The organism is Streptomyces sp. LHD-70, from assembly GCF_031157275.1.
Classification (GTDB): domain Bacteria; phylum Actinomycetota; class Actinomycetes; order Streptomycetales; family Streptomycetaceae; genus Streptomyces.
Genome location: NZ_JAVIFW010000021.1, coordinates 120,825 through 135,152, shown reverse-complemented (window position 1 = coordinate 135,152; position 14,328 = coordinate 120,825). Strand labels below are relative to the sequence as shown.

The window sequence follows — 14,328 nt, the reverse complement described above, 5'->3', positions numbered from 1 at the left end:
CTCCCCTCCCCTTCCCTCCCCCCTCCACCCACTTACCCCCTCACACCCCCCAAACCGGCAGCAACCGCGAAGGCCCTCGTTCCGTGAGGGACGCCGGTAGCAGCGTGAGTGGGTCGAGGTACGTGGTTCCGCGGCGTAGGCCCCAGTGCAGGCAGGATCGCGGGCAGTGGGCGTCGGCGGCGGACGCACGGCGTTCCACGGTTCCGATGACGTCTCCTGCGGCTACTTCGTCGCCCTTGTCGACGAGGGCGTGTACGGGTTCGTACGTAGTGCGCAGGGGTGGGGCGCCGGTTCCGGGGTGGTCGATGGTGAGGACCCCTCTGCCCGCGACGCGTCCGACGTAGCTGATGCGGCCGGGTGCGGCCGCGCGTACGTCGGTGCCGGGTGGGGCGGCGAGGTCGATGCCGCGGTGGCCCGGGCCGTAGGGCGTGGCCGGTGGGTCCCAGCCGCGGAGGACCGGGGCGCGGACGGGCCAGGCCCGGTCACCGGAAGGCGCAGCCGGGACCACGTCCGTAGCCGTAGCCGTAGCCGTACCCATATCCGAAACAGAAGCCGAAACCGAAACAGAAGCCGAAACAGAAGCCGAAGCCGAAGCCGAAACCCAAGCCGAAACCGAAGCCGAAGCCGCGAGTGCCAGCACCAGGCCGGGCATCAGACTCCGGGCCCGGGGTCGGGCCCGAATCGGAGTCCGTCGTCGTGTCTCAGGCCGGGATTTCCGGGGTGCGAAGTGCATGGGTGGAGCTTGCCGTGGGTGGGCCCGGCGGCGCTGATCTTGGTGGGGATCTGTGGACTACTGGTCGGTTGTGGATATCGGCGTCACCCGGTACGTCGCGGGTCCCGTACACTTCTTGTGGCGATCCGGGTCACCGGGTCGACTTCGCACGCCCCGACATCTGGCTGAAGAGCCTGAAGGTGTCAGCGCCCCTCGGTCCCGTACGCAGGTACGTGGCATGGCGCGCGCCGGGGTGTCAGGACACAACCGAGAAAACCAAGGAGTACGGCCATGGCCGTCGTCACGATGCGGGAGCTGCTGGAAAGCGGCGTCCACTTCGGTCACCAGACCCGTCGTTGGAACCCGAAGATGAAGCGTTTCATCTTCACGGAGCGCAACGGCATCTACATCATCGACCTGCTCCAGTCGCTGTCGTACATCGACCGCGCCTACGAGTTCGTCAAGGAGACCGTCGCCCACGGCGGCACGGTCATGTTCGTCGGTACGAAGAAGCAGGCGCAGGAGGCGATCGCCGAGCAGGCGACCCGCGTCGGCATGCCTTACGTGAACCAGCGCTGGCTGGGCGGCATGCTCACCAACTTCTCGACCGTCTACAAGCGTCTGCAGCGCCTCAAGGAGCTTGAGCAGATCGACTTCGAGGATGTGGCCGCGTCCGGCCTCACCAAGAAGGAGCTCCTGGTCCTCTCGCGTGAGAAGGCCAAGCTGGAGAAGACCCTCGGTGGTATCCGCGAGATGCAGAAGGTGCCCAGCGCCGTCTGGATCGTGGACACCAAGAAGGAGCACATCGCCGTTGGTGAGGCCCGGAAGCTGAACATTCCGGTCGTCGCGATCCTCGACACCAACTGCGACCCCGACGAGGTCGACTACAAGATCCCCGGCAACGACGACGCGATCCGCTCCGTCACGCTGCTCACCCGCGTCATCGCCGACGCCGTCGCCGAGGGCCTCATCGCCCGCTCCGGTGGTGCCGGTGAGGGCAAGGGCGAGAAGGCCGCGGGCGAGCCGCTCGCCGAGTGGGAGCGCGACCTGCTCGAGGGTGAGAAGAAGGCCGAGGCCGACAAGCCGGCCGACGCCGAGAAGGCCGCCGAGGCCGAGAAGCCCGCCGAGGACGAGAAGCCGGCCGAGGCCGCTGCCGAGGCTCCGGCTGCCGACGCCCCGGCTGCCGACGCCCCGGCCGCCGACGCCCCGGCCGCCGAGCAGGCCTGACCTTCACAGGTCACAGGGTCAGAGCTTTGGTAGGTGACGGCGGGGGCCGATGCGCCCCCGCCGTCGACCCGTCACCGTAGAGCCCGTTGACCCGCAGATCTCTGGTCGCAGGTGTTCGAGCCCGGCGGCCGTCACAGACTTCGAGAAAGATTCACTGAATCATGGCGAACTACACCGCCGCCGACGTCAAGAAGCTCCGGGAGCTCACCGGCGTAGGCATGATGGACTGCAAGAAGGCGCTCGACGAGGCCGAGGGCAACGTCGACAAGGCCGTCGAGGCGCTCCGTATCAAGGGCCAGAAGGGCGTCGCCAAGCGCGAGGGCCGTTCCGCCGAGAACGGCGCCGTGGTCTCCCTCATCGCCGACGACAACACCTCGGGTGTCATCGTCGAGCTGAAGTGCGAGACGGACTTCGTCGCCAAGGGTGACAAGTTCCAGGCCGTGGCCCACGCGCTCGCCGCGCACGTCGCCGCCACCAAGCCCGCCGACCTCGAGGCGCTGCTCGCGTCCGAGATCGAGGCCGGCAAGACCGTGCAGGCGTACGTCGACGAGGCCAACGCCCTCCTGGGCGAGAAGATCGTCCTGGACCGCTTCGCCCAGTTCTCCGGCGCTTACGTCTCGGCGTACATGCACCGCACCATGCCCGACCTGCCGCCGCAGATCGGTGTTCTGGTCGAGCTGGACAAGGCCGACGCGGACCTCGCCAAGGGCATCGCCCAGCACATCGCCGCGTTCGCGCCGAAGTACCTGACCCGTGAGGACGTCCCGGCCGAGGTCGTGGAGTCCGAGCGTCGCGTCGCCGAGGAGACCACGCGCGCCGAGGGCAAGCCGGAGGCCGCGCTCCCGAAGATCGTCGAGGGTCGCGTCAACGCGTTCTTCAAGGACGCCACGCTCCTGGGCCAGCCGTACGCCCTGGACCAGAAGAAGTCCGTCGAGCAGGTCCTCAAGGAGGCCGGTGTCAGCCTGAAGCGCTTCGCGCGCATCAAGGTCGGCATCTGAGTCCGTACCGCGCTCGACTCAAGACCCCGCTAGGGTCGACAGCAGTCGTCCGGGACAGGATGCGCCCGCGGAATGTCGTGGGCGGCGGACGACCGCAGATCTGACGAGGAGGCCATTGCCGCAGTGGGACGCAAGTACCCCCGGCAATGGCCTTCTTGTATGTGTGCCACGCAAGAGAGCGAGATCTCCCCATGACCAAGGCCGACCACAGCGGCGACGGGAAAACCACCGGCCGATTTCTGCTGAAGCTCTCCGGTGAGGCGTTCGCCGGCGGCGGCGGCCTGGGCGTCGACCCCGACGTGGTGCACGCCATCGCCCGCGAGATCGCGGCCGTGGTGCGGGACGGCGCGCAGATCGCCATCGTCATCGGCGGCGGCAACTTCTTCCGTGGTGCGGAGCTGCAGCAGCGCGGCATGGACCGGGCCCGCTCCGACTACATGGGCATGCTCGGCACGGTCATGAACTGCCTTGCCCTGCAGGACTTCCTGGAGAAGGAAGGCATCGACAGCCGGGTGCAGACCGCCATCACGATGGGCCAGGTCGCCGAGCCGTACATCCCGCTGCGGGCCGTGCGGCACCTGGAGAAGGGCCGCGTCGTGATCTTCGGCGCCGGTATGGGCATGCCGTACTTCTCCACCGACACCACCGCCGCGCAGCGCGCCCTGGAGATCGACGCCGAGGCGATGCTGATGGGCAAGAACGGCGTCGACGGCGTGTACGACTCGGACCCGAAGAAGAACCCCGACGCGGTGAAGTTCGACGCGCTCGAGTACGGCGAGGTCATCACCCGTGACCTGAAGGTGGCCGACATGACCGCCATCACGCTGTGCCGGGACAACAGCCTTCCCATCCTGGTCTTCGAGTTGCTGGCGGAGGGCAATATCGCCCGCGCCGTCAAGGGTGAGAAGATCGGCACTCTCGTGAGCGACCAGGGCACCCGGTCCTGACCCTCATCTCCCGGGCGTGGCCCAGGGGATGGACAATGTCCTGCCGGTCGGACACCGTGCAGGAAGAGACGCGACGCAGCCGGTGCCCTTGCCGTACCCGCAGACGGGACGCGCGGGGCGCCCCCAGCCCACTCAAGACACGCAGGAGCAAGTGGTGATCGAAGAGACCCTCCTCGAGGCCGAGGAGAAGATGGAGAAGGCCGTCGTGGTCGCCAAGGAGGACTTCGCCGCGATCCGTACGGGGCGTGCCCACCCGGCGATGTTCAACAAGATCGTGGCCGACTACTACGGCGCGCTGACCCCGATCAACCAGCTCGCCTCGTTCTCCGTGCCGGAGCCGCGCATGGCCGTGGTGACGCCGTTCGACAAGAGCGCGCTGCGCAACATCGAGCAGGCCATCCGCGACTCGGACCTGGGCGTCAACCCGAGCAACGACGGCCACATCATCCGGGTGACGTTCCCGGAGCTCACCGAGGAGCGCCGCCGGGAGTACATCAAGGTCGCCAAGGCCAAGGCCGAGGACTCCAAGGTCTCGATCCGCTCGGTGCGCCGCAAGGCCAAGGACACCATCGACAAGGCCGTCAAGGACGGCGAGGTCGGCGAGGACGAGGGCCGTCGCGCGGAGAAGGAGCTCGACGACACCACCGCGAAGTACGTCGCGCAGGTGGACGAGCTGCTCAAGCACAAGGAAGCCGAGCTGCTCGAGGTCTGATGAACGACTCTTCGTGGGGGGCTCCGCCGCAGGCCGGTCACTGGGGTCCGCCCGAGACGGGCCCCGTCCAGGGGCGCCCCCCGGCGGGTCCTGCCTACGATGAGGCCGACGCGCAGCAGACTCGGCCCATGCCGATCGTGCCCGAGGTGCCCGACACCGGCGGAGACGCTGCAGACCGGTTCGACAGCGAGGCGGGGGCCGCTCTGGCGGGCGGCCCCTTGTTCCGCGACGAGATGCCGCAGGAGCCCATGCCCAGCCCTACACCTCAGGTCCCGCAGCCGCCTCAGAAGAAGCGTGCGGGACGCGATCTGCGGGCGGCCATAGGGGTCGGTGTCGCTCTCGGCGCGGTGATCGTGGCGTCGTTGTTCGTCGTCAAGGCCGTGTTCGTCGGCGTGATAGCGGTCGCCGTCGTCGTCGGCCTGTGGGAGCTGACGTCGCGCCTGCAGGAGCGCAAGGAGATCAGGGCTCCGCTCGTGCCGCTCGCGGTGGGCGGCGCGGCCATGGTCGTCGCCGGGTACGTACGAGGCGCCGACGGCGCCTGGGTGGCGATGGCGCTGACCGCGCTCGCGGTGCTCGTGTGGCGGATGACCGAACCGCCCGAGGGCTATCTGCGGGACGTCACGGCCGGGGTGTTCGCCGCGTTCTACGTGCCGTTCCTCGCGACGTTCGTGTCGATGATGCTGACCGCCGACGACGGTGCGCAGCGGGTGCTCACGTTCCTGCTCCTGACGGTCGTCAGCGACACCGGTGCGTACGCCGTGGGCTGGCGGTTCGGCAAGCACAAGCTGGCGCCGCGGATCAGCCCCGGCAAGACCCGCGAGGGGCTGCTCGGTGCCGTGTCGTTCGCGATGGCGGCGGGCGCGCTGTGCATGGAGTTCCTGATCGACGGGGGCACCTGGTGGCAGGGCCTGCTGCTCGGATTCGCGGTCGCGGCGAGTGCGACACTCGGTGACCTCGGCGAGTCGATGATCAAGCGGGATCTCGGCATCAAGGACATGGGCACGCTCCTGCCCGGCCACGGCGGGATCATGGACCGGCTCGACTCGCTGCTGCCCACGGCTCCCGTGGTCTGGCTGCTGCTCGTGCTGTTCGTCGGCTCGGGTTGATCCGGCGCGCTGCTGACCTGCGTTCTGCACGTCGCGGGCCCGTCGTCCTCAGGACGGCGGGCCCGCTTCGATGAGTTCGAGGGCCGGATCGGGTCTTCCCCGTATGACTCGAATCATCGCCGATATCTCGGTCTCCCTCGACGGCTTCGTCACCGGGCCCGACCCCGGCCCGGACAACGGTCTGGGCACCGGCGGCGAGGCCCTGCACACCTGGGCGTTCTCCGACGACCCCGACGACCGCCGGATCCTGCGCGAGGCGACCCTCCGCTCGGGCTCCGTCGTACTCGGCCGCCGTCTCTTCGACGTGGTCGACGGCCCGAACGGCTGGGACGACACGGTCGGCTACGGCGCGAGCGAGGTCGGCAAGCCCGCGTTCGTCGTCGTGACGAGCTCGCCGCCGGAGTCGGTGCGGCTCACCGGCCTCGACTGGACGTTCGTCACCACCGGACTGTCCGACGCCGTCGCCACCGCGCGTGCCCGGGTCGAGGCGGCGTCCTCGGACGGTGGCGAGGATCTCGACGTCGTCCTCATGGGCGGAGGCGCCACGGTCGGCTCGGCACTCGAAGCGGGCCTGGTCGACGTCCTGAGCCTGCACCTCGCGCCCGTCGTGCTCGGCGCGGGCACGCCCTTGTTCACCGGCGGAACCCCGCGCACGCTGGTGCAGCGGAGCGTCACACCGACGTCGACCGCGACGCATCTGACCTACGACGTCCGGTCGTAGCCGGAGCCGCAGGTCACCCCAAGTCGATCTGCGACACTGGTGAGGTCATGCCTAAGCCTGGAGAACTCACGTTCGTCGCGCCCCGCGGAGCCAAGAAGCCGCCGCGGCACCTCGCCGACCTCACGCCCGCCGAGCGCAAGGAAGCGGTGGCCGAGATCGGCGAGAAGCCGTTCCGCGCCAAACAGCTGTCCCAGCACTACTTCGCGCGGTACGCGCACGACCCCGAGCAGTGGACGGACATTCCCGCCGCCGCCCGCGGCAAGCTGCAGGAGTCGCTGCTGCCCGACCTGATGTCGGTCGTGCGGCACATCAGCTGTGACGACGACACCACCCGTAAGACGCTGTGGAAACTGCACGACGGGACGCTTGTCGAGTCCGTCCTGATGCGGTACCCGGACCGGGTCACCATGTGCATCTCCTCACAGGCCGGCTGCGGCATGAACTGCCCGTTCTGCGCGACCGGGCAGGCCGGGCTCGACCGGAACCTGTCCACCGCGGAGATCGTCCACCAGATCGTCGACGGCATGCGCGCCCTGCGCGACGGCGAGGTCCCCGGCGGTCCCGCACGCCTGTCGAACATCGTGTTCATGGGCATGGGCGAGCCGCTCGCCAACTACAACCGCGTCGTCGGCGCCATCCGCCGCCTCACCGACCCCGAGCCGGACGGCCTCGGCATCTCGCAGCGCGGCATCACCGTGTCCACGGTCGGCCTCGTGCCCGCGATGCTGCGCTTCGCCGACGAGGGCTTCAAGTGCCGGCTCGCGGTCTCGCTGCACGCCCCGGACGACGAGCTGCGCGACACCCTCGTGCCGGTCAACACCCGCTGGAACGTCCGCGAAGTCCTCGACGCCGCCTGGGAGTACGCGGACAAGTCGGGCCGCCGCATCTCCATCGAGTACGCCCTCATCCGGGACATCAACGACCAGGCGTGGCGCGGTGACCGGCTCGGCCGGCTCCTCAAGGGCAGGCGGGTGCACGTCAACCTGATCCCGCTGAACCCGACGCCCGGCTCGAAGTGGACGGCCTCGCGGCCCGAGGACGAGAAGGCGTTCGTCGAGGCCATCGCGGCGCACGGCGTGCCCGTCACCATCCGGGACACCCGCGGCCAGGAGATCGACGGGGCCTGCGGGCAGCTCGCCGCCAGCGAGCGCTGAGCCCCGGTCCCCCACGGGGCGCCCGGCACCGGTGCAGTACTGTGCATTCGTACAAATGAATTCCGACAGGGGAGCGCCGTCAGGGCGCTGAGAGTGCGGCAGTGCCGCAGACCCTCGGACCTGATCCGGGTCATACCGGCGTAGGGAGTCAGCACCAGTCATGAAGAACAGTTTTCGGCGTGTCTGCACGGTCGTCCTCGGTGGGGCGCTCGGCATCTCCACTCTCGCCGCCTGCGGCGGCTCCGACGGATCGAGTGCCTCCGGCGAGGACTCCAAGACCGTCACCCTCGTCACCCACTCGTCCTTCAACGTCTCGCCGGACGTGCTGAAGGACTTCGAGAAGCAGTCCGGGTACAAGGTCGACATCCTCAAGGGCGGCGACGCCGGCGAGGTCGTCAACAAGGCCGTCCTGTCCAAGGGCAACCCGCAGGGCGACGTCCTCTTCGGCGTCGACAACACCCTGCTGTCCCGCGCCGTCGACAACGGCCTGTTCACGCCGTACAAGGCGAAGGGGCTCGACCGGATCCCCGAGGACGTGCGGCTCGACGGGGACAAGCACCGCGTCACGCCCGTCGACACCGGCGACATCTGCGTGAACTACGACCGCGCGTACTTCGCCGACAAGAAGATCGAGCCGCCGAAGACCCTCGACGACCTGATCAAGCCCGAGTACAAGAACCTCCTCGTCACCGAGAACGCCGCCACCTCCTCGCCCGGCCTCGGCTTCCTCCTCGGCACCGCCGCGCAGTACGGCGACCAGGGCTGGCCGGACTACTGGAAGAAGCTCAAGGCCAACGGCGTGAAGGTCGTCGACGGCTGGGAGCAGGCGTACAACGAGGAGTTCTCCGGCTCCGCGGGCGGCAAGAAGGCGGGGGCCGACCGGCCGCTCGTCGTGTCGTACGCGTCCAGCCCGCCCGTCGAGGTCCTCGGTGTGAAGCCGGAGCCGAAGGAGGCGCCCACCGGGGTCGCCACCGGGACCTGCTTCCGGCAGATCGAGTTCGCCGGGCTGCTCGACGGCGCGAAGAACGAGAAGGGCGGCAAGGCCCTCATCGACTTCCTGATCTCCAAGCAGTTCCAGGACGACCTGCCGCTGCAGATGTTCGTGAACCCCGTCGCGGACGACGCCGAACTGCCCGAGCTGTTCACGAAGTTCGGTGAGCAGGCCGAGAAGCCGCTGACCGTCGACCCGAAGAAGATCGCGGAGAACCGTGAGGACTGGGTCAAGTCATGGCAGTCGCTGGTCCTGAAGTAGCAGAGGGGGCCCGCCTCCGTAAGGACGTCCGCGGGAGCGCGCTGCGGCTCGGCCTGCTGGTCGTGCCCGTCGCGTTCTTCGCGGTGTTCTTCGCCTACCCGGTCGCGGCGATCGTCGCCCGCGGCCTCAAGGTCGGCGAGGCCTGGCAGTTCGGGCGGATCGGCGACGTCCTCGCCGACCCCGACCTGCAGCACGTGCTGTGGTTCACCACCTGGCAGGCCCTCGCCTCCACCGGCCTGACGCTGCTCGTGGCGCTGCCCGGCGCGTATGTGTTCGCGCGCTTCGACTTCCCCGGCAAACAACTCCTCCGGGCCGTCGTCACCGTGCCGTTCGTGCTGCCCACCGTCGTCGTCGGCACCGCGTTCCTCGCGCTCCTCGGCCGCGGCGGCGTCCTCGACGAGCTGTGGGGTCTGCGGCTCGACACCACCGCGTGGGCGATCCTCCTCGCGCATGTCTTCTTCAACTACGCCGTCGTCGTCCGCACCGTCGGCGGACTCTGGGCGCAGCTCGACCCGCGGCAGGAGGAGGCCGCGCGGATGCTCGGCGCGTCCCGGTTCGCCGCCTGGCGGAAGGTGACGCTGCCCGCGCTCGGGCCCGCCGTCGCCGGGGCCGCGCTGATGGTCTTCCTGTTCACGTTCACCTCCTTCGGTGTCGTGCAGATCCTCGGCGGGCCCACGTTCACCACCCTCGAAGCGGAGATCTACCGGCAGACGGCGCAGCTCCTCGCGCTCGACACCGCCGCCGCGCTCACCCTCGTGCAGTTCGCCGCCGTCGGTGCGATTCTCGCCGTGCACGCCTGGACCGTGCGCCGCCGCGAGAGCGCCCTGCGCCTCGTCGACGCCGCGCAGACCGCCCGCCGCCCGCAGGGCCCGGCCCAATGGGCGTTGCTCGGCGGGGTGTTGCTGACCGTGCTGCTGCTGATCCTCGTCCCGCTCGGCGTCCTCGTCGAACGCTCCCTGCACCCCTCCAGCGGCTACGGCCTCGACTACTTCCGCGCCCTGACCTCCGCCGACGGCGGCGCCTTCCTCGTACCGCCCATCGAGGCCATCGCCAACTCCGTGGAGTACGCGCTCGCCGCCACCGCGATCGCCGTGACCGTAGGCGGCCTTGCCGCCGTCGCGCTCACCCGGTCGCGCCACGGCGGCGGCGCGGCCGGGCGGATCGTGCGCGGCTTCGACGCGCTGCTCATGCTGCCGCTCGGGGTGTCCGCCGTGACCGTCGGCTTCGGCTTCCTCATCACCCTCGACGAACCGCCGCTCGACCTGCGCGCCTCCTGGATCCTCGTGCCGCTCGCCCAGGCCCTCGTCGGCGTGCCCTTCGTCGTACGCACCATGCTGCCCGTGCTGCGTGCCGTGGACGAACGGCTCCGCGAGGCCGCCGCCGTGCTCGGCGCATCCCCGTGGCGGGTGTGGCGCGAGGTGGACCTGCCGCTCGTCCGGCGCGCGCTGCTCGTCGCCGCGGGCTTCGCGTTCGCCGTGTCCCTCGGCGAGTTCGGGGCGACCGTGTTCATCGCGCGGCCCGACCAGCCGACCCTGCCCGTCGCCGTCGCCACCCTCCTCGGCCGGGCCGGTGAGCTCAACTACGGGCAGGCGATGGCCCTTTCGACCCTGCTGATGCTGGTGTGCGCGGTGTCGCTGCTGCTCCTCGAACGCATCCGCACCGACCGGACCGGAGAGTTCTGATGCTGCGCCTCGACGACGTGTCCGTACGCTTCGGCGGCCCCGCGGGCCAGACCGCGCTCGACGCCGTCGACCTCGACGTCGCGGAGCACGAGACCGTGTGCGTGCTCGGACCCAGCGGCAGCGGCAAGTCCACGCTGCTTCGCGTCGTCGCCGGACTCCAGGTCACCGACAGCGGCCGCGTCCTGCTCGGCGACCGCGACCAGGCCGGCGTGCCCGCCCACAAGCGCGGCGTCGGCCTGATGTTCCAGGACCACCAGCTGTTCCCGCAGCGCGACGTCGGCGCCAACGTCGCCTTCGGCCTGCGCATGCACCACGTACCACGCGCGGAACAGGACGCCCGCGTACGGGAGTTGCTCGAACTCGTCGGGCTGCCGGGGGCCGCGCGCCGCGCCGTGGCCTCGCTGTCCGGCGGCGAGCAGCAGCGCGTCGCCCTCGCCCGCGCGCTCGCCCCGCGGCCCCGGCTGCTGATGCTGGACGAGCCGCTCGGCCAGCTCGACCGGTCCCTGCGCGAGCGCCTCGTCGTCGAACTCAGGGAACTCTTCCGGGAGTTGGGCACCACCGTGCTCGCCGTCACGCACGACCAGGGCGAGGCCTTCGCGCTCGCCGACCGGGTCGTCGTCATGCGCGACGGGCGGATCGCGCAGAGCGGCACTCCCCTCGACGTGTGGCAGCGGCCCGCCGACGCGTTCGTCGCCCGCTTCCTCGGCTTCGACAACGTCGTGCCCGGCACCGTCAGCGGCGAGGCCGCAGACACCGTGTGGGGCAAGCTGCCCGTGCCGCCCGGCTCCGCCCAGGGCCGCCACGATCTGCTCGTACGGCCCGCCGGGGTGCGGCTCGTGGCCGCCACCGACGGGCTGACCTGCACGGTCACGGCCCGCACCTTCCGCGGCACGCACGTCGCCGTCCACCTTCAGCCCGAGGACACCTCGGCACCCCGCCTCGAAGCGGCCTGCGCGCTGCGGGACGCGCCGGAGACCGGGGACCGCGTGGGCGTCGCGTTCGACGGGGCGGACGTGGTCGTACTCGGTTGAGGCGGGCGTGGGCGTGGGCGTGGTCGTGCTCGGGTGGGCGTGGGCGTGGTCGTGCTCGGCTGAGGCGGGCGGGCGGGCCCTGGAGGTCCTGCCTGTTCAGCCCTGTTGACCGCGTTGATAGCTTGGACCCTCAGTCTTCGCTCCGCTTCACGGGGGACCAATGAGCCAGCCCTGGCAACCCGCTTCTCAGCCGCAGCCGCCCCAGCCGGACAGCGGCAACCCGTACGCGCAGCCGTCCGGGCCCGGCGCGCCCCCGCCGATGCCCCCGCAGCCGCCCATGGGCCCGCCGCCCGGAGCGCCCGCCGGTCCGCCGCCCGGCCCGCCGCAGGGTGTGCCCCCGCAGCAGGGATTCCCCGGACAGCCGCCGGTGCCGCCGCAGTTCGCGGGGCAGCCCGGTCCGATGCAGGGCGGCATGCCGCAGCAGTACCCGGCGCCGCAGACCGGTGGCGGCAGCGCGGTCGGCGCGTTCTTCCTCGGCTGGCTCGTCTCGTTCGTGATCTCGCTGATCTACGTGGTGATCATCTTCGCGGTGTACCAGGACCTGACGGAGGCCGCGAGCTACGCCGTGTACTACGGCCACGCCCTGCTCAACGGTGCCGCCGTCGGCGCCGTCGCCGGGCTCGTCGGGCGGCGCAGCAACGGTGCGCACGTCTCCGCCGGGATCATCGGCGCGCTGGGCACGTTCTTCGCCAGCACCAACGCGTTCGTGGTCATCTATTTGGACTCCACAGGTGGCGGCCCCGGCTACCTGCTGACCGAAATGCCGTTCATGCCCGCAGAGGCCTGGTGGGGCCCGGACGCGAGCTCCGGCCTCCTCGCCCTCCTCGGCCTCGTCCTCGCCGGCGCGGCCGGCTGGGGCATCGCCCGGCTCACCGGTTCGCGCCGCTGACGCCGAAGCCGTACGTACGAAGGGCCCGCGCCGCCTCGACGGTGCGGGCCCTTCAGCGTGCCGAGGCCAGCCGGTTCAGCATCTCCGCCGCCTCCTCGACCGTCTCCACCAGCGCGATCCGCGTGTCCATCGCGCGTTCTTGGGCGAGCGACCGCAGCAGCGGCCAGACGGGGAGGTGCTCCGTCCAGTGCGCGCGGTCGACCAGGACCATCGGGGTGGGTGCGCCGCGCGACTCGTAGTAGTTGGGCGTCGCGTTGTCGAAGACTTCCTGGACCGTGCCCGCGGCGCCCGGCAGGAAGATCACGCCGGCGGTGGAGCGGGCGAGCAGGCCGTCCTCGCGGGTGGCGTTGGCGAAGTACTTGCCGATGTGCCCGGCGAACGCGTTCGGCGGCTCGTGCCCGTAGAACCAGGTGGGGATGCCCACCGAGTCGCCGCCCGCGGGCCAGTGCGCGCGGACCGTGAACGCGGCCCGCGCCCAGTCGGTGACGGACGGCGTGAACGACGGTGCCTTCGCGAGGAGTTCGAGGGACTCGTCGAGCATCCGGTCCTCGTACGGCGCCGCGTACGCGCCGAGGTTCGCGGCCTCCATCGCGCCGGGGCCGCCGCCGGTCGCCACGGTCAGGCCCGCGCGGGCCAGGGTGCGGCCCAGGCGTGCGGCGCCCGCGTACGCGTCCGTGCCGCGGCCCATCGCGTGCCCGCCCATCACGCCCACGACCCGCTGCCCGGCGAGGAGTTCGTCCAGGGCGTCCGAGATGGAGTCGTCGTGCACGGCGCGCAGCATCGACGCGAACACGTCGCCGCCCGCCTTCGTCTCCTGGAACCAGGTGTACGCGCGGGCATCGGGCGTCGCCTCGTATCCGTGCGCCAGGCCCGCGAAGAGCTCGTCGGGGGAGTACAAGGAGCCGCGGTACGGGTCGAAGGGCAGGCCGGGCACCGGCGGGAAGACGAGGGCGCCCGCCGCGCGTACCTTCGCGGCCGCGTCGGGGTGCATCGGGCAGCCGAGGAAGACGGCGCCTGCGGTGTCGACGGAGAGCAGCGCGTGGCTCCGCCCGGTCAGGTCGACGGCCTGGACGCGGTGGTCGGCGAGTGTGCCGTGCGCGGTGACGGCGGCGTCGAACTCGGCGAGGGAGGCGATCTCGAGGTCGGGATGGGCGGACACGCGGTCATCGTAGAGGCGGTGCGGCCGGCGGGCCCGCCGTACCGCCTCTGTCCGGGCTCTGTCCGGGCTCCGGTCGGGCTCCGGTCGGGCTCCGGTCAGGCCCCGGTCGTGGCCCCGGTTGGGGGCCCGAGGCGGGTCAGCCCTGGACGGCGCTCTGGTCCATCCAGAGGACCTCGAAGTGGTGGCCGTCGGGGTCGAGGAAGGAGCGGCCGTACATGAAGCCCATCTCGCTGGGCTCGGCGGCGGGGGAGCCGCCCGCGGCGAGGGCGCGGTCGACGAGCTCGTCGACCTGGCGGCGGCTCTCGGCGCTCAGGCAGATCAGGGCCTCCGTGGAGCGGGTGGCGTCCGCGACCGGCTTCACGGTGAAGCGGGCGAACTTCTTCTCCTGGAGGAGCATCAGGACGATGGTGTCGCTGATGGTCACGCAGGCGGTCTCGTCGTCGCAGAACAGCGGGTTGAGGTCGTAACCGACCTCGGTGAAGAACTTCTTCGACAGCTCGACGTCCTGGACGGCGAGGTTGATGAAGACCATCTGCTGGTGCGTGCGCGCGGCCATGTGGGGCTCCGTGAGTCGTGAGGGGTCCATCTCCGTGCCGGCCTGCCGTACTTGACGTGCCGTTACGGGGATAGACCGGGGGGACGCGCGGAACTCATCGGTGGGCGCCGGGAATTGGCGAAGTTTTTTCCGAGGTGCGCGGCGGCCGCCCGCCAAGGTGGTGGCAGGCCGCCGCGCAGGGT

Annotated in this window: 14 protein-coding genes and 1 riboswitch; of the genes, 11 read left to right on the top strand and 3 right to left on the bottom strand. The window is 70.7% G+C overall.

The annotated features are described in order from the left end of the window. Positions 1–40: 40 nt before the first annotated feature. A complete protein-coding gene (locus tag RCO28_RS32115) occupies positions 41–508 on the bottom strand; it encodes a M23 family metallopeptidase (protein WP_308944846.1) in 468 nt (155 codons plus the stop codon). 495 nt (positions 509–1,003) lie between these two features. Between RCO28_RS32115 and rpsB the strand changes: the two genes are divergently transcribed. The 11 genes from rpsB to RCO28_RS32060 all read left to right on the top strand — a co-directional run bounded on the left by rpsB (position 1,004) and on the right by RCO28_RS32060 (position 12,431). Beyond that, positions 1,004–1,939 (top strand): 30S ribosomal protein S2, encoded by a 936-nt coding sequence (rpsB, locus tag RCO28_RS32110; RefSeq protein ID WP_308944845.1) that lies wholly within the window; start codon positions 1,004–1,006, stop codon positions 1,937–1,939. 161 nt (positions 1,940–2,100) lie between these two features. Then, positions 2,101–2,937 (top strand): translation elongation factor Ts, encoded by an 837-nt coding sequence (gene tsf, locus RCO28_RS32105; protein ID WP_308944844.1) that lies wholly within the window; start codon positions 2,101–2,103, stop codon positions 2,935–2,937. Positions 2,938–3,128: 191 nt separating this feature from the next. Next, positions 3,129–3,884: a UMP kinase gene (pyrH, locus tag RCO28_RS32100; protein WP_282536706.1), complete on the top strand. Its 756-nt coding sequence runs from the start codon at positions 3,129–3,131 to the stop codon at positions 3,882–3,884. Between the two features lie 154 nt (positions 3,885–4,038). After that, the gene (gene frr, locus RCO28_RS32095; protein WP_308944843.1) at positions 4,039–4,596 is read left to right on the top strand and encodes a ribosome recycling factor; all 558 of its coding nucleotides are present in this window, start codon (positions 4,039–4,041) and stop codon (positions 4,594–4,596) included. After that, positions 4,596–5,702 (top strand): phosphatidate cytidylyltransferase, encoded by a 1,107-nt coding sequence (locus RCO28_RS32090; RefSeq protein ID WP_308944842.1) that lies wholly within the window; start codon positions 4,596–4,598, stop codon positions 5,700–5,702. Before frr ends, RCO28_RS32090 begins: the two co-directional genes overlap by 1 nt. 103 nt (positions 5,703–5,805) lie before the next feature. Beyond that, positions 5,806–6,423 (top strand): dihydrofolate reductase family protein, encoded by a 618-nt coding sequence (locus RCO28_RS32085; RefSeq protein ID WP_308944841.1) that lies wholly within the window; start codon positions 5,806–5,808, stop codon positions 6,421–6,423. A gap of 47 nt (positions 6,424–6,470) precedes the next feature. Continuing rightward, entirely contained in the window at positions 6,471–7,577 is a 1,107-nt protein-coding gene (gene rlmN, locus RCO28_RS32080; protein WP_308944840.1) for a 23S rRNA (adenine(2503)-C(2))-methyltransferase RlmN, read from the top strand. A gap of 57 nt (positions 7,578–7,634) precedes the next feature. After that, positions 7,635–7,741: riboswitch (TPP riboswitch) on the top strand. After that, the gene (locus tag RCO28_RS32075; protein WP_308944839.1) at positions 7,738–8,829 is read left to right on the top strand and encodes a thiamine ABC transporter substrate-binding protein; all 1,092 of its coding nucleotides are present in this window, start codon (positions 7,738–7,740) and stop codon (positions 8,827–8,829) included. (Overlaps the previous riboswitch by 4 nt.) Then, positions 8,805–10,511 carry an iron ABC transporter permease gene (locus tag RCO28_RS32070; RefSeq protein WP_308944838.1) on the top strand — a complete coding sequence of 569 codons (1,707 nt, stop codon included), beginning with the start codon at positions 8,805–8,807 and terminating at the stop codon, positions 10,509–10,511. The genes RCO28_RS32075 and RCO28_RS32070 overlap by 25 nt, the downstream gene beginning before the upstream one ends. After that, positions 10,511–11,542, top strand: coding sequence for an ABC transporter ATP-binding protein (locus tag RCO28_RS32065; RefSeq protein ID WP_374991286.1), 1,032 nt, complete (start codon positions 10,511–10,513; stop codon positions 11,540–11,542). Before RCO28_RS32070 ends, RCO28_RS32065 begins: the two co-directional genes overlap by 1 nt. Before the next feature lie 160 nt (positions 11,543–11,702). Next, positions 11,703–12,431 (top strand): hypothetical protein, encoded by a 729-nt coding sequence (locus RCO28_RS32060; protein ID WP_308944837.1) that lies wholly within the window; start codon positions 11,703–11,705, stop codon positions 12,429–12,431. Between the two features lie 52 nt (positions 12,432–12,483). On the opposite strand, the gene RCO28_RS32055 is transcribed toward RCO28_RS32060, so the two are convergent. Both RCO28_RS32055 and RCO28_RS32050 read right to left on the bottom strand, forming a co-directional pair. After that, complete coding sequence (locus tag RCO28_RS32055; protein WP_308944836.1) at positions 12,484–13,590, bottom strand: LOG family protein; 1,107 nt, start codon at positions 13,588–13,590, stop codon at positions 12,484–12,486. Between the two features lie 136 nt (positions 13,591–13,726). Further along, positions 13,727–14,146 (bottom strand): VOC family protein, encoded by a 420-nt coding sequence (locus RCO28_RS32050; RefSeq protein ID WP_308944835.1) that lies wholly within the window; start codon positions 14,144–14,146, stop codon positions 13,727–13,729. Positions 14,147–14,328 lie beyond the last annotated feature (182 nt).